At 48.9% G+C, this 20846-nt stretch carries 22 protein-coding genes; 5 read left to right on the plus strand and 17 right to left on the minus strand.

Features of this window, described 5'->3' with window-relative positions; genetic code table 11:
* Positions 1-214: 214 nt before the first annotated feature.
* The 3 genes from Y79_RS0108170 to Y79_RS0108180 all read right to left on the minus strand — a co-directional run bounded on the left by Y79_RS0108170 (position 215) and on the right by Y79_RS0108180 (position 5616).
* Complete coding sequence (locus tag Y79_RS0108170; protein ID WP_016937224.1) at positions 215-2299, minus strand: BglG family transcription antiterminator; 2085 nt, start codon at positions 2297-2299, stop codon at positions 215-217.
* A gap of 296 nt (positions 2300-2595) precedes the next feature.
* Positions 2596-3498 (minus strand): aldo/keto reductase, encoded by a 903-nt coding sequence (locus Y79_RS0108175; RefSeq protein ID WP_016937225.1) that lies wholly within the window; start codon positions 3496-3498, stop codon positions 2596-2598.
* Between the two features lie 114 nt (positions 3499-3612).
* Positions 3613-5616: a penicillin-binding transpeptidase domain-containing protein gene (locus Y79_RS0108180; RefSeq protein ID WP_016937226.1), complete on the minus strand. Its 2004-nt coding sequence runs from the start codon at positions 5614-5616 to the stop codon at positions 3613-3615.
* A 155-nt stretch (positions 5617-5771) separates the two neighbouring features.
* Between Y79_RS0108180 and Y79_RS0108185 the strand changes: the two genes are divergently transcribed.
* On the plus strand, positions 5772-6092 hold the full coding sequence (locus tag Y79_RS0108185; protein WP_016937227.1) for an antibiotic biosynthesis monooxygenase family protein: 321 nt from the start codon (positions 5772-5774) through the stop codon (positions 6090-6092).
* Here the strand turns inward: Y79_RS0108185 and Y79_RS0108190 are convergent.
* From Y79_RS0108190 to Y79_RS0108230, 9 genes are all read right to left on the minus strand, one after another.
* Entirely contained in the window at positions 6063-6278 is a 216-nt protein-coding gene (locus Y79_RS0108190) for a YczI family protein (protein ID WP_395941101.1), read from the minus strand. The two genes, Y79_RS0108185 and Y79_RS0108190, sit on opposite strands and share 30 nt — an antisense overlap.
* A gap of 196 nt (positions 6279-6474) precedes the next feature.
* Positions 6475-7116 carry a GDSL-type esterase/lipase family protein gene (locus tag Y79_RS0108195; RefSeq protein ID WP_016937229.1) on the minus strand — a complete coding sequence of 214 codons (642 nt, stop codon included), beginning with the start codon at positions 7114-7116 and terminating at the stop codon, positions 6475-6477.
* A 64-nt stretch (positions 7117-7180) separates the two neighbouring features.
* Positions 7181-7930, minus strand: a complete 750-nt coding sequence (locus Y79_RS0108200) for an IclR family transcriptional regulator (protein ID WP_016937230.1) — start codon at positions 7928-7930, stop codon at positions 7181-7183.
* A gap of 18 nt (positions 7931-7948) precedes the next feature.
* Positions 7949-8956 carry a 5-oxoprolinase subunit C family protein gene (locus Y79_RS0108205; RefSeq protein ID WP_155816730.1) on the minus strand — a complete coding sequence of 336 codons (1008 nt, stop codon included), beginning with the start codon at positions 8954-8956 and terminating at the stop codon, positions 7949-7951.
* Between the two features lie 2 nt (positions 8957-8958).
* Positions 8959-9690 carry a 5-oxoprolinase subunit PxpB gene (gene pxpB / locus Y79_RS0108210; RefSeq protein WP_016937232.1) on the minus strand — a complete coding sequence of 244 codons (732 nt, stop codon included), beginning with the start codon at positions 9688-9690 and terminating at the stop codon, positions 8959-8961.
* Positions 9691-9719: 29 nt separating this feature from the next.
* Complete coding sequence (locus tag Y79_RS0108215; RefSeq protein ID WP_016937233.1) at positions 9720-10514, minus strand: putative hydro-lyase; 795 nt, start codon at positions 10512-10514, stop codon at positions 9720-9722.
* A gap of 4 nt (positions 10515-10518) precedes the next feature.
* The gene (locus tag Y79_RS0108220) at positions 10519-11733 is read right to left on the minus strand and encodes an NRAMP family divalent metal transporter (RefSeq protein ID WP_016937234.1); all 1215 of its coding nucleotides are present in this window, start codon (positions 11731-11733) and stop codon (positions 10519-10521) included.
* Positions 11734-11755: 22 nt separating this feature from the next.
* Positions 11756-12520 (minus strand): 5-oxoprolinase subunit PxpA, encoded by a 765-nt coding sequence (locus Y79_RS0108225; RefSeq protein ID WP_016937235.1) that lies wholly within the window; start codon positions 12518-12520, stop codon positions 11756-11758.
* A 200-nt stretch (positions 12521-12720) separates the two neighbouring features.
* Positions 12721-13470 carry a Cof-type HAD-IIB family hydrolase gene (locus tag Y79_RS0108230; protein ID WP_016937236.1) on the minus strand — a complete coding sequence of 250 codons (750 nt, stop codon included), beginning with the start codon at positions 13468-13470 and terminating at the stop codon, positions 12721-12723.
* A gap of 127 nt (positions 13471-13597) precedes the next feature.
* Here Y79_RS0108230 and Y79_RS1000000121230 point away from each other — a divergent pair, with 127 nt between their 5' ends.
* Positions 13598-13762, plus strand: coding sequence for a hypothetical protein (locus Y79_RS1000000121230; protein WP_016937237.1), 165 nt, complete (start codon positions 13598-13600; stop codon positions 13760-13762).
* A gap of 39 nt (positions 13763-13801) precedes the next feature.
* On the opposite strand, the gene Y79_RS0108240 is transcribed toward Y79_RS1000000121230, so the two are convergent.
* The 5 genes from Y79_RS0108240 to Y79_RS0108260 form a co-directional block, all read right to left on the minus strand.
* A complete protein-coding gene (locus Y79_RS0108240; protein ID WP_016937238.1) occupies positions 13802-14197 on the minus strand; it encodes a 3-hydroxyacyl-ACP dehydratase FabZ family protein in 396 nt (131 codons plus the stop codon).
* Positions 14198-14266: 69 nt separating this feature from the next.
* On the minus strand, positions 14267-15388 hold the full coding sequence (locus tag Y79_RS0108245) for a mannitol-1-phosphate 5-dehydrogenase (protein WP_016937239.1): 1122 nt from the start codon (positions 15386-15388) through the stop codon (positions 14267-14269).
* 1 nt (position 15389) lies between these two features.
* Positions 15390-15821, minus strand: a complete 432-nt coding sequence (locus Y79_RS0108250; RefSeq protein ID WP_012116817.1) for a PTS mannitol transporter subunit IIA — start codon at positions 15819-15821, stop codon at positions 15390-15392.
* 25 nt (positions 15822-15846) lie between these two features.
* Complete coding sequence (locus tag Y79_RS0108255) at positions 15847-17277, minus strand: PTS mannitol transporter subunit IIBC (RefSeq protein WP_016937240.1); 1431 nt, start codon at positions 17275-17277, stop codon at positions 15847-15849.
* A 182-nt stretch (positions 17278-17459) separates the two neighbouring features.
* Complete coding sequence (locus Y79_RS0108260) at positions 17460-17801, minus strand: hypothetical protein (protein ID WP_016937241.1); 342 nt, start codon at positions 17799-17801, stop codon at positions 17460-17462.
* Positions 17802-17977: 176 nt separating this feature from the next.
* Between Y79_RS0108260 and Y79_RS0108265 the strand changes: the two genes are divergently transcribed.
* The 3 genes from Y79_RS0108265 to Y79_RS0108275 are packed head-to-tail and all read left to right on the plus strand — an operon-like array spanning position 17978 to position 20832.
* On the plus strand, positions 17978-18550 hold the full coding sequence (locus Y79_RS0108265) for a DeoR family transcriptional regulator (RefSeq protein WP_016937242.1): 573 nt from the start codon (positions 17978-17980) through the stop codon (positions 18548-18550).
* 32 nt (positions 18551-18582) lie between these two features.
* Complete coding sequence (locus Y79_RS0108270; RefSeq protein ID WP_029575272.1) at positions 18583-20208, plus strand: copper resistance CopC/CopD family protein; 1626 nt, start codon at positions 18583-18585, stop codon at positions 20206-20208.
* Between the two features lie 12 nt (positions 20209-20220).
* Complete coding sequence (locus tag Y79_RS0108275; RefSeq protein ID WP_016937244.1) at positions 20221-20832, plus strand: YcnI family copper-binding membrane protein; 612 nt, start codon at positions 20221-20223, stop codon at positions 20830-20832.
* Positions 20833-20846 lie beyond the last annotated feature (14 nt).

A 20846-nucleotide genomic window follows, 5' to 3' on the forward strand; every position in this document is an offset into this window, starting at 1 on the left:
ATCTCCCATAATCATAAATCACAAAAAACTCTGTCAGATTTTCTTCCTCACGCAACCCATTTTAAACCAAAAAATATAACTTGTAAAACTATTTTGTTTTAGAACTATTCCATTCGTGAATGATACAATAGTCCCATGTTTTAGTTTCTTCCCTTCCCCTTACCCTCATACATACAGAAAAAAACACACCCCATATGAGGTGTGCGCCATCTGTTCAGCGCTGTCCTTTTTCCTGAATGAAATGATAGAACAGCCTGTTTAAACGTTTGTATAAATCGGCCTGATCCTCAGTCTGGAAGGCTTTTATACTGGCTTCGGATTCAATGATGGCCGAGCTGACCGCACTTAATATTTCCGACCCTTCAGCGGGCATATCAGCCGGCGCCATCATCACTAAAGCGCGGCCGACGGTCAGGGAATTTCCGTCCATGCCTTTGACACTGCATGGAGCTGTCAAATCATAAATTTTGAAAAAAGGCGTGACAATTTCTTCATTTTTGAGATGGTACAGCGCCATTGCCGTTCCCGGAATGCCGAGCCCTCCCTGTTCTTCACGCTCTGCAAGGCGCTGTGCGGTTTTTCGGGCATGATGAACCAATCCTTCTTCCTCCAGCATGGCAAACATACGGTTCAAAAACAGCTCATACGCCATGTTTGAATCAATGGATTTGATCGAAAAGTTCCGCAGCACGCTTTGGATAACCGCCGCATAATGCGCCATACGCCCGGCCGCTTCCAGCATATCAGGCGTCTCCGGCTGGTTCTCTTCTCTTCTGCCGTTTCTTTTCTTGTCAAGAATCAGCGGAATCTTTCTTTTGATGTACTGCTTGACCTGATCGGCGTCTTCTTCATTTAAAAGCGGACTGACCATGACATAATCAATGTTTTCATACGGGATCGGCACGGTGGACACGATCATGTCGTACGCGGCGGTATCACGGTCCTTCAGTTCAATAAGGGAAGACATATCAAAGGAACGGATTTCCGGGAGCTCTTTTTTCAGTCTGGATGCGAGCATTTTGGACGACCCGATGCCGCTTGAACAGACGATCAGCGCTTTGATTTTCGCTTCTTCCCGTTTGATTTCCAGGGCGGAGCCGAAGTGCAGAACGATGAAAGCGATCTCATCTTCAGGAAAATGAAGCCCCGGAAAGAATTTTTCCATTCCTTCTTCTACGGCCATATACAGCAGGAAGTAGTCGCGTTTAATTTGCTGAGTCATCGGGTTGTACATGTCGATACTCTCTTTTACCCGGTTAATCGCAGGCTCGAGATGGGCGATTAAACCGTCGTATAAAGAGCCGTTTTCCGTCAGATCCATTTTAATTTTTTCTGAAATGAAGCCGATCAGCTGCTTTGTCTGCAAAGCCGTTTCAACTTCAATGTTCTCGGGCTTGAATTCGGTTTTGTATTGGCGGTTGGCGCTCCGTAAATGGATGGTGATATAGCTGATCTCAGCCTCCGGTATCGAAACGCCGAAGGCTTTTTCAAGCTCTTTTGCCATTTCGAGCGCGGAGCCGTATTCCTTCGTCTGCTGCAGCGCTTTTAGTTCAGAAGCCTCCATCGTGATGGTTTCTCCGAGTCTGATCCGCTCCATCGCAAAGGTTAAATGAACCGCCAGCGCCATATAGGAGCTGTCAGATAAGGCGATCGAAATTTTTTCCTTGAGCTGAATCAAGAGCCGGTCCATTTTCAAAAGTTCCGCTTTATTTACGACGCCGAACATTTTATCAGCAGCGTCGGGTTTTCCTTTAATATTCAATTCAACCGCTTCCAAAAAGCTTTGAATATCAAGGCGGTTGACCATGAGATTGCCGACGATTTTCCGTTTCGCATTTTCCGGTCCCGTCAGCTGAATGCCGAAGCCTCTTTTTCGGATCAGCGTCAAGCCGAAGGGCGCAATCCAAGTCTCCAGCTCATCAAGATCATAACTGATCGTCGCGTTTGTCACTTGGAGTTCGTTCGCCAGACTGTAGAGCTTGATCGGATCTTGGGACTCTAATAGTGAACATAGGATTAAAAGTTTCCGCTCCTCAGCGCTGTATTCTTGCTGTTCATAGGACAGGTCTGACAGGAGCTTCTGTTTATCCTCCGGGTTTCCCACCGCTTTCAGTCCTTTGCCGGGCTGTTTATCAAGTGCCAAACCGAATGATTCCATCAGCGGTTTGATTGTTTTTAACTCGCGGTGAACGGTTCTTGTGCTGACTTGTAAAGCTTCCGCCAGTTCATGCACTGTTTCGTACCGGTTCTGCAGTAAAAGATGTTTCATTAATTTTTGTTCTCTCGCTGTCATATACATGAAACGCGCCTCCAGATTTTCTAGTTGTGGGGGATGCGGCACATGGGGGGTGCTTCCGGGGAAAGTGTTGTAATTAAAAATATAAAACGCTTTCAATGATTATTCAACCATTTTCTAATGGCAATTTGGCACTGGTCCGTGTGACAGTATTGAATAAGAAAAATGTGTCAGATAATATGCCATGACGCTTGGTTCCTTTCATCTGAACGGCTATACTTCAAAGTGACCTTACTTGTTTTTAGACATTGCACACCACATAAACAAACGCCCGGGAAGATACCTTCCGGGCGTTTTGTTTATGGAATATCATAACCTTGGACACTTGTATAAACCCGAAACCATTGATCATGGCTGAGTGTGTAAGCTGATGCACGCACCGCGGCGGAAATGCGGCTCTGTTTTCCGCTGCCGACAATCGGCATGATGTCGGCAGGATGGGTGAACAGCCATGCGTACATGACTTCGTCAATGGACGCAGCGCCGATTTCTTCCTGTACGGAACGAAGCGCGGCGCGGATCCGGACGTCCTTATCTGATTGGCCTGTAAAAACGCTTCCGCCCGCAAGCGGTGACCACGCCATCGGCGGGATGCGTTTTTCCTGACAGAAATCCAGCGTGCCGTCATGAATATTTTCCAGCTCGTAAGCAGAAATTTCAATTTGGTTCGTGATGAGCGGATCATCCAAATAGGATTCGAGCATTCTGTACTGGTGCGCTTTAAAGTTTGACACTCCAAAATATCTGACCTTGCCCGAACTTTTCAGCGCATGAAACGCTTCAGCCACAGCTTCCGGGTCCATAAGCGGGTCGGGTCTATGAATGAGCAGCACATCGAGATAATCCGTATTCAGATTCAAGAGCGACTGCTCAGCCGACGCTAAGATATGAGATTTCGACGTATTATAATGGTGCGGCTTGTTGCCGGGCCGTTCCGGCGACTCAATGACGATCCCGCATTTTGTGACGATTTCGATTTGCTCCCTTATTGAAGGTGAAAGGGACAAAGCACCGCCGAACAGCTTTTCACATGTATAACTGCCGTATATATCGGCATGGTCGAAGGTGGTAATGCCTTGGCTGATACACCATTCAATCAGATCCAGCAGCTCTGTGTCCGAATAATTCCATTCGTTCAGGCGCCAAAGCCCGTGTATCACTCTTGAAAATTCCAGGTCTTCAGCCAGTTGAATACGCTGCATGTGAAATCCCCCTTTTTCTTAGTGAGCCCTTGTCTCTCTGTTTTCAGGAATTGCCCATGCTGTTTCATTCTGCTTCGGCGGCTGATTTTCCTTTCAGCCCGCAAAAATCGTCATTTAATGATTCTGAAACTGTTTTTTTGCTTTTTCAACGACGTAATGGCTTCCGCCGCGTTTTTTGACGTCTTGAATCATCATCGCGATCAAGAGGTCTTTCTTTTTATAATCGTAGCCGACAAACCAGCCGTTTTCTTTGCCGTCTTTATCTTCTTTTGACGTTTTCAGCTCGGCTGTGCCGGTTTTTCCGGCTACGGTAATGCCGCTTACGGCCGGCTGATATGCAGAGCCGCGCGGATCTTCAACGACGCCTCTCAGCCCTTTTGTGATTTCTTCGGCATTGGCTTTGGACACTACTTGCTTATGCCAGATTTTCGGTGTTTTTTCTCCGTCTTTGATTAATGTCGGTTTGATGAGATTTCCGTCTGTTACAAATGCGGTATAATCAGCCGCTAAGTGCAGCGGAGACATCAGCATCTGTCCTTGGCCGTAGCCCGTATCTCCGAGAAGAATCTCGGAATCAAGCTTGCCATTTGCGATTGACGACTTTTCAATCGGGAATTGGTACGGAATGTCTTCGTCAAAGCCAAATGTTTTTAATCCTTTTGTAAACGCGTCCGCTCCGGTGTCTATGGCATTTTGCGCAAAGTAGATGTTGTCCGATGTAATCAGCGCGTTTTCGAGATCCACTTCATTCAGGCGCTCTGATACGCGTGTGACATGGTAACCGCCCCAGCTTGAATCTTTCTGCCACTCTTTTCCGGTGATTTTTTTCTTTTCCGACGCTTTCAATGTGCCGTTTGTCAGGCCGACTGCCGCGGCAATCGGTTTAATCGTTGATCCCGGTGCATACAGCTTGTTGAATTTCGCTGAAAACGGATTGTCTTTATTTTCATTCAGTTTTTTCCATTCTTTGCCGCCCCAGCCGAAAATAAAGCCGTTCGGATCATAAGACGGTGCGCTGACAAGCGCGAGGGTCTCTCCCGTTTGCGGTTCAAGGGCGACTGCCGCTCCGCTGTCATCTTTCATGGAATCATACAGCTTCGTCTGCGTTTTCATATCAATCGTTACATGAATATCCTGCCCGTTTTCGGCTTTCTTTTCAGCAATGACCTCTCCCGTTTGCGGGACATAAATTTTCCAGCCGGTCGTGCCGCGCAGCTTGTCTTCGTATACATTTTCAAGGCCGGCGGTGCCGATTTTGGAGGTGTCGCTGTATTGGCCTTCTTTCGCTTTTTTCAGCTGCTCCGCTGTGATTGTTTTAATATATCCGGTCAGATGGGCCGCTTTTTCACCGTACGGATAGTAGCGGGAGCTGACTTTCGTTTTCGTCACGCCGTCTAATGCGAGCAGGCTTTTGACCTTGCTTTCATCATCCGGTCTGATTTTTTGAATCGGAACATAGGAGTCATCTTTTACCCAACCCTGATTCAGTTTGCTTTTGATATCGTCTTCAGAAAGGTCCAGTTTTTCAGACAGTTTTTTGATCACGCTGTCTTTATCCTTGCCGAGTTTTCCAGGGATAATGCCGATTTCCGGCACCTCCGTATTCACGGCCAGGCCTTTGCCGTCTTTGTCGTAGATTTGCCCGCGCTTCGGTTCTTCATTTGCGATCTGCACGGTTTTGTCATCGGAAAGCTGTTTGAAAATAAAAGAAGGATTCCAGTCGATGTTCCATGATTCTCCATCGTCTGTTTTTTCTTTTTTCAGGACGGCCGTATTTTCAAAGGCGACCTTCCCTGCTTTTGTATCCATGCTGACTTTATAATCGATGTGCTGAAGGTCATCTTTTTTCTTATCGTCTTCGTCCTGTTTTTCGGCAGTGACTTTCAGATTTTTGACCCCTGCTTGTTCATAAATGGTTTCATATCGTTTTACAAAATCCTTTTTGGATAGTTTTTTCTTTTCATCCTGGGTGAGGCTTTGGTACATTTTATCGTAATGACCGCCATTCCAGTCTTTTACGAAATCTTTCATTCTGTCTTCGGCTGACTCCGATTTCGAGCAGCCGATTAAACCTATGATTCCTGCGAGTAAAAGTAATAGGTATAATCCTTTTTTCACTGTCTATTCCCCTGCCTTCCAATTGTTATTTTCTCCTAAACCAAATGAGGCTTGCAAGGATTTTTTATTTATAGTGTTTTAAATTTTTATGTTTTTCAGCTATTTTTGTCCATATTTTTATACAATGTATCTATTAATAAAAGGGGGAGTTTCGAATGATCAGAGAAGCAGCCATGCTGCATGTAAAAGAAGGTCTTGAAGGAGAATTCGAAGCGGCATTTCGCCGGGCGGAGCCTATTATAGCGGGGATGAAAGGTTATCTGTCCCATTCCTTGTCCAAATGTATGGAGGAAACGCATAAATATTTGCTGCTGGTGGAATGGGAAACATTAGAGGATCATACAAAAGGCTTTCGCGGATCGCCGAAATATCAGGAATGGAAAGCCTTACTGCACCGTTTTTATTCACCTTTTCCCGTTGTGGAGCATTTTCAGGATCTATCAAACTCAGATTACGTGAAGCGTAAAACCGATTAAAGAGATCGACCATACAAAAACGGCGGTATATATATTGAATTTCCCGGAGCTATCGTTTTCTTTCCATTTTTCTTCCAGCCCCTGAATGAACATGACCGCACCGAGAAACACGAGCATAATCGGCTGTATGACAGATGTATGTTCTGCATACGTAAATGCGGCAGCAGCAAGTATAATAATCAGCATCGCGAGTGACAGTTTTAAAACGCGCAGCAAAAAAATCCATCCTTTCTGTTAGCATTTTTTGAACACAATTCTATTTCTGTCTTTATCCCCCATTATTCTAGCGTACTTTTTACGCGGATAGAACGAAAGTCGGACAATTTTAAGTTTGTTTTAAGGAGAACAAAAAGCGCGCTCCCGATGAAAAGGAGCGCGCGGTTTATGAGCGGGCGAGGCTTCCGTATCCGAGCCCCCTGAGAACGCATGCCATGACTTCATATCCTCTGCCGTTGGGGTGTACGCGGTCATGAGAGAGATATTCGTTCAGCTTTCCTTTGAAAGCGCTGTGGACATCGGCGATTTTGACGTGCGGCGCCGATGCGAGTGTGCTGAGGTGCGCATTATAAGAAGATATCCATTTCTCTGCAATGGAAATACCCGGGAAAGGGTTGTATAAATTGAAGACGCGGATCTCATAAGGAGACGGGTGCGGCCCTTTTAAGGCTGTGATCTTGGCTATCATCTTTTCAAAGTTCTCGTGACAGTGACTGGACACACTGGTGAACACCGAAGCGTCCGATGTTTGCTGATATTCCCGAACCGAATCGATCAAATCGTTGCCGCAGCCTGTAATGGTAATCATATCAGCAGCCTGAATCCGCCTCTGAATGTACGGCCAGGACATAAGCCCGAGAATTTCTCCCGTCTCAAGGCCTGATTTGGCAAAGATGGATACGTCGGTTTTTGTCTGTAAATCTTCTGCCATCATACGTCCGAACCGCTGAACAAAACCGGCGGAAAACGGGCCGGATCCCCTTCCCGTCGTCAAAGAATCCCCAAGCGCCGTATAAACAAGTCCCATTTTCTTTCCTCCACTCGTTACTATCGATATTGTAATGTACGCGAGTGAAGAAAAATTGGCTCGGTCAATAACCCAATTTCTCAGAAATATGCCGAGCGGCGTTTTTGACTTTTTCGGTTAAGTACGGCAGCCTGTCCTCTGAAAACCTGGCTTCAAAGCCGGCGATGCTGATTCCCGCAGCCACCTTACCTTCGTGATTGAAAATCGGCGCCCCGATCGCTGCCGTGTAATCCTCTAATTCCGAATAGCTGATCGTATATCCTGATTGTAATGACGTTTCAATGGATTGAAGCACTTCAGCCGGATTCGTCATCGTGCCTGAAGCGATTGCGGCAAGCTTTGTTTTCTGAATGTATGTGTCAATCTCCTCACGCGGCAGAAAGGATAAAATGCTTCTGGCGCACGCTCCCGCATACAGCGGCGACCGGCGGCCGATTGCAGTATAAAGCCGTACGGTTTGCGTTCCCTCAATTTTATCGACGTAAATGGCTTCATCGCCGTCCCTCATAATCAGCTGAACGGCCTCATCCACTTCACCGCACAGCTTTTCCATCACTGGCTTGGCTATTTTCCTGATGTCCAGACGGTCAGAGACGAGCTGGCCGAATTGTAAAAAGATCAGACCAAGCTGATAACGGCCATCCGCTGCCCGGGTGAGAAATCCCATTTCCTCCAGTGAACTTGCCATCCGGTGAACCGAGGTTTTCGGCATTTCCGATAGAGAAACCAGCTCATTTAAGCTCAGGCTCGGTTCGGTCAGGAATAAATGAAGCAGCTCCATTGATTTGATGACGGTTTTGTTTTTGTTTTCCATGACCTTTCATCCCCTTTGTCAGATCAGCCATTCCATTTTGAGTCTTGCTTTCAGCTCCTTCAGCTGCTGTTCCTTCTCCAACAGCAGCATTTCCGCCTCCTCCAGCGAAACAGCAGCGAACGTGATATGTTCCCCCGGCATCGTTTGGGCGGCAAGAGGAAGATCGGCGGATATGATATGCGCCATTCGCGGGTAGCCACCCGTCGTCTGTCTGTCAGCCAGCAGTATAATCGGATTGCCGTCCGGCGGCACCTGCACCGTCCCGAATGTCACAGCCTCAGATACCATTTCAAGCGGCTCCCGCAATTCAAGCGGGGCGCCCTTCAGGCGGTAGCCCATTCGGTCGGATTGCGGCGTGACCGTATACGATTCTTGGTAAAAACGCTGTTTTGCTTCTTCTGTAAACGCATGAAATTGAGCGCCTTCAAGCACGCGAATGACCGGATTTCTTTTCAGCGGCAGAAATCCTCTGCTGCTGACAGACCAATCAGGCGCTGAGAAACCATGCTGCCCGGGAGATTCGCTCAGACGGGCAGCGATCAGTTCCGAGCACTGCGTCATACCGCCGAGCGGCAGCTCATCATCTTTTTGCAGCGCTCTTCCGCAAAAGCCGCCGATCCCCGCTCTGACATACGTGCTTTTGCTTTCCATGACGGCGGGCACGTCAAATCCCCCCGCAACGGCAAGATAAGCCCGGCTCCCCATTTTACACGGCCCGAATGAGACGACGCTTGTTTCCTTTATCAAAATCGGTTTCCACAAAGGAGCTGGTTCTCCATTAATATGAAAGGCGAAATCGGCCCCCGTGACTGCAATGACCGCCGGTTCTGAAAACTCAAAGGAAGGCCCGGGCCCCATGAGCGTAATTTCCAGCCCCGCCTCTGTTTCTTTATTTCCGGCAAGAAGATTGGCGATGCGCAGAGAGATTGTATCCATTGCGCCGCTGCCCAGTACGCCGTATTTCTGATACCCTGTTCGGCCCGTATCCTGAATCGTCGTCAGAAGACCGGGTTTCATCACTTTCATGCTCATTCGGCTCCCTCCTTGATGCGGCTGTATTCTTCCGCTGAGATCCGGACGAATTTCACAGTATCGCCCGCTCTCAACAGGCTCGGCGGTTGTTCTTCAGGCCTGAAAAGCCGAAGCGGAGTGCTGCCGATCAGCCGCCAGCCGCCGGGGGTGGATATCGGATACACACCGGTCTGCATCCCTGCGATTCCTACTGAACCAGCCGGGATCGACGGCCTTGGCGACGCCTTTCTCGGCGCTCTGATCCGCTCAGACATTCCTCCTAAAAACGGAAATCCCGGCGCAAATCCGAGCATATAAACGAGATATTCGCCTTCGGTATGAATGCGGATGACGTCTTCCGGCGTCAGATCGTTCATCTCAGCGACGTCTTCTAAATCAGGACCGAAATCACCGCCGTAGCAAACGGGGATTTCCATCACCCGGCGCTCTTCCTGCCGGCCGGCCTTTATATGGCTGAGGCGTTCTGTCACTTCTTTCTTGACCAAAGCAAAAGGAGAGACGCCTTTTTTTATTTGTGAGACGGCATACACATCATAAAAGATCGTTAAGCTTGTGAATGCCGGAATACATTCAACGAAGCCTGGAAACGGCCGTTCTTCAATACAGGCGGCCGCCGCATGAACCCGGCTGTTGACTTCTTCGCTGATGTGCCCGCCAAAGCGGATGATAACGGCGGAATCACCGTGCGGCTGTATATCAAGCGCTGTATTGCCGCTATACTGCTTCATTGTCATCACCTCGTTGTTTTCTTTCTCACTTACAGAACAGCAAGCGATTCGTTCCGTATATCAGTGATCAGCATGTGCCCAGGTGAATGGGTTATCACGATATCGGGCTTTGTTTCCATGATCACCGCCTGCGGTGTAACGCCGCACGCCCAGAATACGGGAACTTCGCCTTCTTTCACCGTTACGGCATCTCCGAAGTCCGGCTGATTCAGATCGCTGATGCCGATGCTTTTCGGATTCCCGATGCGGACGGGGGCGCCGTGCACGGCGGGAAAACGTGACGTGACCTGTGCTGCGCGGACTGCCAGTCTTTCCGGAATCGGCCTCATGCTGACGACCATCTTTCCTGAAAACGGGCCCGCCGGAACACAGTCAATATTTGTTTTATACATGGGAACGTTCACGCCTTCATCAATATGCCTGATTGGAATGTGCTGATTGATAAGGGCTTGCTCGAATGAAAAACTGCAGCCGATCAAAAAGCTGACAAAATCATCCTTCCAATATGGCGTGAGATCCGTTACCTCTTCAGTAAGCACGCCATGCCGATAGATTCTGTATTTCGGAAAGTCCGTCCGGATATCAGCTCCCGGCGCCGCTATTGCCGGAACGGGTGAACCCGCATCCGTCACGTCAAGCACCGGACAAGGCTTTTGATTGCGCTGGCAGAATAAGAGAAAATCAAAGGCAAGATCCTTTTGCAAAACGACGAGATTGGCTTGTGCGTAAGAAGCGGCCAATCCCGCCGTCGGCCCGGTCATCCGCCCTTTTCTGATAAGCTGCCTGACTTCTTCGGGACTCATGTCACTCATATGTTTTTTCATGTCATCAGCCCCATAGCTGCGGCATTTGCGAGAATAATGTATAGATGCCCATAATCGCCATGACAACGACTACGATTGCCCCGGCGATCGTCAGCCAGATCGGATGTTTGTAGTCGCCGACGATTTTTTTCTTATAAGCGCCTAACAAAATCATCGCTAATGCAAGCGGCAGAATTAAACCGTTAAGCGAACCGACCGCGACCAGAATTTTGGCAGGCTGGCCGATCGTGACAAAAATGAGAGTGGATACGATGATAAAAGCGATAATTACGCCGTTCGAATGCTTTTCGATTTTTGCCGAGAACGATTTGAAGAAAGACACTGACGTATATGCGGCGCCGATGACAGACGTAATAGCCGCAGACCACATGATGACACCGAAAATTTTATAGCCGACATTTCCCGCCGCAAGCTTGAACACAGAAGCTGCGGGATTATCAGGATCAATGCGCAGGCCCTTTGAGACGACGCCGAGCACGGCGAGAAACAGAGCAATCCGCATTACAGATGTAATCAATACGCCTGTGACGGAGCTTTTCGTGACTTGAGGAATGACTTCCTTCCCTTGAATGCCTGAATCAAGCAGACGGTGGCCGCCGGCAAATGTAATGTATCCGCCGACCGTGCCGCCGACAAGCGTCACGATCGCCAGCACACTGATATGATCAGGCATAAAAGTTTTCACAACGGCGTGTCCGACCGGCGGAGCCGTCGTTACGGCAACATACACCGTCAATACGATCATGACAATTCCGGCGATCTGCATAAAACGGTCCATGACTTTTCCGGCTTCCTTTATGACGAAAATCAAAACCGCAATCGCAGCGCTGATTAAAGCGCCGATCTCCGGTTTGATTCCGAATAATACTTGAAGGCCGAGACCCGCGCCGCCGATGTTTCCGATATTAAACGCAAGTCCGCCGAGCACCACCAGAAAAGCAATGGCATAACCGGCGCCCGGAAGCACCATATTTGCTATCTCTTGGCCGCGCTTTCCGGAAACCGCGATAATCCGCCATACATTGGTTTGCGCGAAAATGTCCAAAATAATAGAGATTAAAATGATAAAGCCGAAGCTTGCCGCCAATGTATTGGTAAACGTGGCCGTCTGCGTCAGAAAGCCGGGCCCGATTGATGATGTCGCCATCAGAAATGTCGCGCCTAAAAGCAGCGACCATTTGCCGGAAGCCTTTCCGGCTGTTTTTTTCTTTTGCTCCATGCTGTCTTCCTCCCTCTGCTGCTCAGTCTTTTGAAAGCGCACTGATTTGAATGTCAGCCGCTTTTAATTCGTTTCTGATCGTTTTTGCGAATGTCAGCGCGTGGGCGCCGTCTCCGTGAATGCAGACGGTGTCCGCTTTCAGGCTTACGGCTTGTCCTTTACGTGATGTCACCGTGTTGTCTTTCACCATTTGAATCACTTGCCCGACCGCTTTTTTATCATCCTGAATCAGCGCATCCGGCTGGGAACGCGGCGTCAGCGTGCCGTCTTCCTGATAGGTGCGGTCTGCAAACACTTCGCTTGCCGTCTGCAGTCCGATTCGATCTCCCGCTTTAATCAGCTCGCTTCCGGCTAGCCCGAAAAGAATGAGTCCGGGATCAAAATGAAAGACCGCCTGAGCGATGGCCTCTGACAGACCGCGGTTGACGGCGGCCATATTATATAAAGCGCCGTGCGGCTTCACATGCTGCATCGCGACACCTTCTGCTTTTAAAAAACCTGACAGCGCGCCGATTTGGTACAGTGTCAGATCATACGCTTCCTCGGGCGTAATCGCGATCTGCCGCCGCCCGAATCCCTGAAGATCGAACAGCCCGGGATGAGCGCCGATTTTCACGCCCTTTTCCGCCGCAAGCGCAACTGTTTTGCGCATCACGCTGGGATCACCCGCATGAAAGCCGCAGGCGATGTTTGCAGATGTCACATAATCCAAAATCTCTTCATCCATCCCGATCTTATATGCACCGAAACTTTCTCCTAAATCACAATTGATGTCAATCTGAAACATAAGCTCCCTCCTGTATTGTAAGCGTTTTATATGATTATCATTCCGCTATTCGGAACGACTATTCCGAATTGTTGGATTTCACTCAATTATATCAATTCTGACACGTTTGAACATACCTTTGTCAGAAAACCTACCATGGACCTAGTCACTAATGTGACAAACAAAAAAGAGAGCCTCATCCAGAGACTCTCTTTTTTCTATTATAATACCCAGTGGCGGATTGCTTTGGCGACTCCGTTTTCCGTGTTGACATCAGTCACCCAGTCAGCGGTTTCTTTTACAATATCCTGTGCATTTCCCATGGCGACGCCGACACCCGCTTTTTCAATCATCGCAATGTCATTCAGACTGTCACCCATAGCCATCACATTTTCCATCGTAAAGCCGAGTTTTTCCGATACCTTCGCCAGCGCCGCCGCTTTATTGATGCCGAGGGCATTGACTTCGATATTGATCGGGCTTGAGTTTGTGACTTCAAGCTCCTTGTTTTCTTTCAGCTCTTTCAGCACCTCATTCCGCACATCGTCATCCTCGATTTCAAATCCGAACTTGAGCCACTGGTGATCCGTAATCGTTTCCGGGAATTCCCCTCTCCATACTTTATCGACGGTAGAGGCCCAGAAATTCGTATTGTGCTTATTTCTCAGATCCCATAATTTTTGAATATGATCGGTATGAAGAAGCTTACGCTCAACCAGCTCAAAGTTAGAATCCCAGATTTCGCTGCCGTTTGCCGTAATTAAAAAGGATGACAGCTCGAGAGACTCAGCCAGTTCGCGGCATGTCATCAGCGTGCGTCCGGTGCTGATGACGACGTGAATTCCTTTCGCCTCCGCTTCCTTGATCGCCCGCCGGTTTTCCTCCGGGATGAGCTGCTCGTCATTGAGCAGGGTTCCGTCCATATCAATCGCGATCAGTTTAATATCTGCGTCTTCTCTTTGTATCGGCATATATGTACCTCACTTTTTATAATGTAGTCGTCTCTATTTTAATACATATGACCCACAGGAACAAAAAACCGCTCCTGACGTTTGGCGGGGAGAACGTTGAGGAAAAGAAATATTGAGGTGATGGAGGATGACAGAAAGAAAACAGAAAAACAAACCGAATGAAAATCCTGAACATCATGATTTAACCGATCCGATTCCGCTGGAAGAGCTGAAGGAAAACGCCAATGACGAAAAACACAAACACGACCAAAGAGACAATTCACAGAGTGAAAGAGATTATGATACAAAATAACAGACTTGTCCGAAAGCCGCCGCTGGAGGCGGCTTTTTTTTACGATGGTGCGATAAATATGCTGATCTCAGCTTCCGCTACCGGATTCCCGGCAACGGACGCTTTCGCCCGGCCGAACACAAACCCGCGCCTCGTTCGCGTGACTTCAAACAGCAGATCCAGACGGTCTCCCGGCAAAGCGGCGCCTAATCTTTCCGCTTTCTTCACCGCGGATAAAAGACCGAGGCTGTCACCGCCGGTAATTCCCGCGCAAGCCGCCGTTTGGGCCATCGCTTCAATGACGAGTGAAAACGGCATCTCTCTTTGTGATTCGGTTATAAACCAGTCATTTTCACTGATGTTTTTGTAAGCGGCCGCCCATTTTCCGGCTTCGCTGTTTGTCGTGCCGTCAATCAAAAGAAACGGAAAACGGTGGGGTAAGAGCTTTTGAGTCATCATACAGCCTCCCTTCCCCAACATTATAACAGAAGAAAAAAAAGCCGCGTCCCCCGACGCGGATTCATCTTATTGATTGAGTTTTTTGAGCACGATGCCGTGCAGCGGCTCATGCGGCTGAATACCGCAAATGTCTTGCAGAACACCGCTCGTTCCTTTTTCCGCGATAAGCTTCTGCAGTTCAACCGCTTCCGGATCATCCTGATAGTCAAAGCGCAGGGCGGCGGCGATGCCTTCCGCCAGCGCGTTCGGTTCTTTTATTTTTTTGGCCGGACCTACTAATCTATCATTCGCTCCGAGTTTTCTGAGCGGTGATCTGGCGACTCTTGTCACATCATCCGTGATGTATTCATTTTCAAAACGGCCGATGATTTTCTTCATGTACTGCTCGTGTTCGGCTTGCTTAAAGCCGTACGCTTTCACCAAGTACTCGCCCGTTTCTGAAAGTGCATCGTACACGACACGCCGGATTTCAGGATGGTCGATGGCCTCTTTGACGGTTTTTAATCCGCGCTGATAGCCGACATACGCTGTAACGGCATGGCCGGTATTGACGGTAAACAGCTTTCTCTCGATGAAAGGCGTAAGATCATCCGTAAATATCGCACCTTTAAGTGCCGGCTGACCGCCGGCAAAGCCGGTTCTGTCTATGACCCATTCAAAAAACGGCTCTACGGATACTTTCAGCGGGTCTTCATGGTGCTGAATCGGCACGATCCGATCCACCGCAGAATCAGGGAAGCCGACCGTCCGGTTCACGAGTTCCCGCTCCGCTTCCGTCAAATGTCCGAAAACTTCTTTTTTCAGAAAACGGCTGCCGCCGATCATATTTTCACAGGCAATGATATTGAGAGGCTCAGAGGACGTTCTGCGCTTCAGCCCTTCCGCGATGGACGGGGCGATGAGTCTGAGAACGTTCGGGCCCACTGCCGTCGTAATGATCGCCGCGTCATTGATCAGCCTGTACAGCTCTTGTTCCTGCACCGCGCTGTTGATGGCTGAAACGGGGCCGATAATTTCTGTCTGCCGGCCGCCGTCGGCAAGCTCCACGGTATATTCCTTCTTATCATTGAGAAGGCCGACCATCGTTTCATTCACATCTGCAAAAACAACCTCATAGCCGGAATGATGGAGCAAAGCGCCGATAAAGCCCCGCCCGATGTTTCCCGCTCCGAAATGAAGGGCAATCATGTCAGTTCACCTCGCTGAAAATCGCGGCCAGTTCTTCTTCCGTCTTTGCACTGATCAGCCGCTCGATGTTTTCTTCCTCTGAGCAGATGATGGCGATGTTTGACAGAATGTCTAAGTGTTCATTGTTTTTTCCGGCGATACCGAAAACGACCTTTGCCGTATTGCCTTCACCGTATTCCACCCCGTCCGGAATCTGGATGACGGAAATGCCTGAATGAAGCACCTCATCCTTCGCATCTTCCGTGCCGTGCGGGATCGCAATGAAATTCCCCATGAAAGTGGATGATGTTTCTTCACGTTCGAACATTTTTTCCACGTAGCCGTTTTTCACGTAACCGTTATCAATCAACGTCTGTCCCGCCAGGCGGATGGCATCCTCTTTTGAATTCACTGTCTGGTTCAGTTTGATGTTCGCTTTAGCCAATACTTCCATGATGAAAATCCCTCTTTCTGTTTGATTAGTTTTTAAGCTTTTCAATCAGTTCATCGTATTTCGGGCTGTTCAAGAAATTATCAACCGAAATGTGCACCGCCTGCGGCAGCTTCGTTTTCGCGCGGTCAGTCAGGTCCTTATGCGTAATGACGATATCCGCGTCATTCGGAAGATTATTGATTGATGTATTTGTCACATCAATGTCAAGTTCTGCTTTTTTCACTTTGTTTCTTAAAATGGAGGCGCCCATTGCGCTCGATCCCATTCCTGCATCACACGCGAAGATAATGCGGCTGACTAGGTCAGCGGAAATATCAGCGGCGTTTTCCTGTTCTTCCTCTTTGTCTGCCAATGCGGCCGCCGCTTCGCTTTTCCTGCCTTTCATTTCCTGCATTTTTTCCGCAGCGGCTGTCAAATCTTCTTCTCCTGCTTTAGACGATTTCAGAATAAGCGCCGAGACGATAAACGATACGGCCGCGGCAACGATGACGCCCGCCAGCACGCCGAGATAGCTTCCCTTCGGTGTCAGCGCCAGTATGGCGATGATGCTGCCCGGAGAAGATGCCGCGACAAGACCCGCGTTAAAAATCGAGAATGTGAGCAGCCCGCTCGCTCCCCCGGCGATCGCCGCGAGGATCAGCATCGGTTTCATTAAAATGTAAGGGAAATAGATTTCATGAATCCCCCCGAAGAAATGAATGATCGCCGCTCCCGGAGCCGTCGATCTTGAAGAACCTTTCCCAAAGAACATGTATGCCAGTAAAATACCGAGTCCCGGCCCGGGGTTCGCTTCCACTAAGAACAAAATGGATTTACCCGCTTTTGCGGCCTGCTCGATTCCGATCGGACTTAAAATGCCGTGGTTGATCGCGTTATTCAGGAACAGGACTTTCGCCGGTTCTACGAAAACGCTTGCAATCGGCAGCAAATTCGCGTGGACAATGACTTCCACACCCGCCGCCAGCAATTTGTTAAGAGACAGGACGACCGGGCCGATCGCATAAAACGCGATAATCGTCAGCACCGCGCCGATAATTCCCGCCGTGAAGTTGTTGATCAGCATTTCAAAACCCTGTCTGACTTTATCTTTAAACACACGGTCTAATTGTTTAATGAGATAACCGCCCAAAGGCCCCATAATCATTGCCCCTAAGAACATCGGTATGTCCGCCCCGACAATGACCCCGATGGCCGCTGTCGCTCCGACGACTCCCCCGCGGTGATCATAGATCATTTTTCCGCCCGTATATGCGATTAAAAGCGGCAGAAGATACGTAATCATCGGGCTTACCAATGTATTCAGCTGCGGATTCGGAAACCATCCCGCAGGAATAAACAGCGCGGTGATAATTCCCCATGCGATAAATGCGCCGATATTCGGCATGATCATACCGCTTAAATAACTGCCGAACCGCTGTATCTTTACTTTCATGCCAGCTTGCTGTTCTTGCTGCATACCATTTCCCTCCCTGTTTGCCTGCCTTAAGATGAAAATAAATAAGACACGGGGTTTTCTTTCGCCCCTGTGCCTTCATCATAAAACGCTTACAATCCTCATTCAATGAAAAGTAAAGAGGAGTTTGGCACAGAGACTGTGACAAATCCTTAACTAAAAAAAGACACCTCATCAAAGGTGTCTTACCGCTTCCTGTATATAATGTGTCCTTTTGTAACGACGAGTTTGGCAATGATCCGCTCACTGACAATAAACACCGGATACGCACATACGAGCGCAAAAATGGCGGCCGGCACATACCGCGCAGCCGGAAACATCGGCATGACGGCGGTTCTGGCCATCTGCACAAGATAAATCAAAAGCACGGTTATCGCAATGGCTACAGCCATAATCGGAGCTGATACTTTATATTCACGCAATTTCACATGGCAATGTCCGCACTGAAACTGGCACGGGATCATGGATGATCTGACCATGTCGCCTGTAATCGGCTTGCCGCAGTTCGGGCAGGTCGTTTCTTTCATATTTATTCCTCCATTCAACTCTTCTATTATAACAGAGTCTGTCTCCGCGTTTTACATTTGTGATTGTTCAACATATTTTCACACATTTTATCATCAGGCTCTTGTGCACATTTGTGAAAACATCTACTCTTAAAAGGAGGTTCATCACTCATTCGCATAAAAAGGAGGATGCAGAATTGCTTCCGATTAACAGACAGCAAACCTTGCTTGAATGGCTGAAAGAGGAGGGCGCGCTGAAAATCTCTGACATAAGCGAGAGATTCGGCGTCTCCGAGATGACCGTGTACAGAGACGTCAATCAGCTGGCGGATGCAAACCGGATTATCCGGACACCCGGCGGCATTACGCTCCCGCCCGCTTCAGAAAAAGGCGCCAATCAATGCGGCTATTGCCTGCGGCCGATTCAGCATTCATATTCTGTCCAGCTCATTACTGTTTCACAAGCCGTTGAGCAGATGTGCTGCATTCATTGCGCGATTTTGCGGTATGAGGATAAAAAGGAAGAAGTGTCTCATGTCATTTGTAAGGATTTTCTTCTCCAGACGACGCTGACGGCCGCTTCTGCTTACTTTTTAGTCCATGCCGATATTGACCTTCACTGCTGCCGGCCTCAGGCGATTCCCTTCTCAACGCGTGATTACGCAGAACGGTTTCAAAAAGGATTCGGCGGGGTCATTTGCACCTTTGACGAGGCGGCGGACATCATCTTACACGACAGGCAGAAGGGATGCACCTGCAGCAAGACATAACAACAACCAACCGGAAGGCGGTGTCACAAGCCATGAGACAGAACAAACGCTGGCTCATCTTTTTGCTGTTCCTTGTTTTGATTCCGAAAACAAGCTTCGCCCACGCCTACATCACAAACTCAAATCCGGGTGAGAACAGCGAATTAAAACAAGCGCCGAAGCAGATTGAAATTACGTTTAATGAACAGGTTGAAGAAGGCTTCCACTCCATTAAGGTCTATAATTCATCCGGTGAACGGGTCGATGCCGGCAAAACGGTGATTCAAAAAAGTGATGCCCGCATCATGACCGCAGCCTTGAAAAAAAATCTGCCGCATGATATTTACAGAGCGGAATGGAACGCGGTGTCGGCCGACGGTCACCCGGTATCCGGCGTCATTCCTTTCAGTATCGGGAAAGCCGGCGGTGAACTTCAGGAGCAAACATCATCGCAAGCGGCGCTTCATCCCGAAGCGGCCATCGACCGCGGTATTTTGTATACCGCTCTCTCCCTGTTTATCGGCACGGCGTTTTTTCATCTGTTTTGGTACAGAAAAAACGATTCATCAAAAGCAAAACGAACTGTAAAGCTGCTCGTGATTTCCTTATGTTTAACGGGGCTTGCGCTTGTCTGCCAGCTCCCGATCCAGACGAAAGAAAACGCGGGCGGCGCTTGGAGTGCTGCGTTTCAGCCGGACTATGTAAAAGAAACGCTTCTGAAAACGGCAGGCGGGAGCGTCTGGATAATCCAGATCAGCCTATTTATCCTGCTTGCCCTGTCCATGATCCCGCTTTTGAAGAAGAAAGCTTTCCGGTCATTTGCATACTGGACGGCGCCGCTGCTGTTCTTTTTCGCTTCGCTTTTGGCAAAAGCATTCGCCGGACATGCGGCGGTTATTGACGAAAAAGCGGTCGGCATCACGATGGATTTTCTCCATTTATCAGCCGCGTCTGTATGGATCGGCGGTATAGCCGCGCTTGTGCTCTTTCTTTCATCAGAGTGGAGAACAACAGATAAAACCGCCGCCTGGGAAACGGTCAGACGCTTTTCTCCTTGGGCGTTCGCCTCTGTCGGCGTGCTTTTATTTTCAGGTGTGCTGAACGGATTTTTCATTATCCGTTCGTTTGATCCACTCTTTCACACCGCTTACGGCAAGACGCTCCTTTTGAAAATCGGGCTGTTTGTCATCATGCTTGCGCTCGGCGCCATTCACGTATGGATGACGAAGTTCCGCAGAAAAAGGAGCATCAGCGCAACGATAAAGGCCGAATGGGCAATCGGCATTGCGGTGTTATTTACAACCGCTGTCTTCACAAGCCTGCCCAGCCCGCCGCCGCCCGCGCCATTGCCTTTTAACGGCTCAGAAATGATCGGAAACGGGGAAACCCTGTCCCTGCATATTACGCCGAACCAGCCGGGTAAAAATGAATTTCAAGTCATTGTCACTGATCATAACGGCGGCTTGGTAAAAGACATTCAGCAATTTACGGTGACTGTTTATCAGACGGGCTTCAGCGGCAAACAGCATGAAAGCACCTTTGATTTGAAAAAGACGAAGGAAGGCACATTCGAAGCCGCAAACCTGTCCATCACCGAAAAGGGAAACTGGAAGATCAAAGTCCACGGACTGACAAGCGATTTCAATGAAATCAACCAAGTATTCTCAACGACAAACTAAGGAGTGTATCTCATGTTGAAAAAAAAGGCTTTCGTATTCATATTTGCCGTGACCCTGTCACTCATCGGTTTTACGGCTGCAGCAAGCGCCCATGTCTCCGTCAAACCCGCGGAATCCGCGGCGGGTTCTTGGGAAACGTACACAATGAAAGTGCCTGTGGAAAAAAATGAGCCGACAACGAAAGTCGTGCTGAAAATGCCCGCTGGCGTTGAATTCCAGCAGTATCAGCCGATTCCGGGCTGGAAAACGTCTGTAGCAAAGCATGATGACAAGGCGGTCTCCGTCACTTGGGAAGCAAAGGACGGCGGCATTCAGCCCGGCCAATTCCAGCAGTTCACATTCGTTGCGAAAAACCCTGAAAAGACCGCGGATGCGGCTTGGGACGCCTACCAATACTACAAAGACGGCAGCATTGTAGAATGGACGGGTGATGAGAACGCCGACACGCCTCACTCGATTACGAAAATCACAAAAGCGGCGAACGTGACGGATGCGCACGGAGCTGAACAGTCAAATGAAGAAAGCAAATCCGGTGTATCTGCGCTTGATATTGCGGCCATCGTTCTGTCAGCTGCGGCGATTATCCTTTCTATCGCAGCGCTTGTAAAGAAAAAACGCGCGTAAGCAAAAAGCGATCC

The sequence above is a fragment of the Bacillus siamensis KCTC 13613 genome (genome assembly GCF_000262045.1).
GTDB classification, from domain to species: domain Bacteria; phylum Bacillota; class Bacilli; order Bacillales; family Bacillaceae; genus Bacillus; species Bacillus siamensis.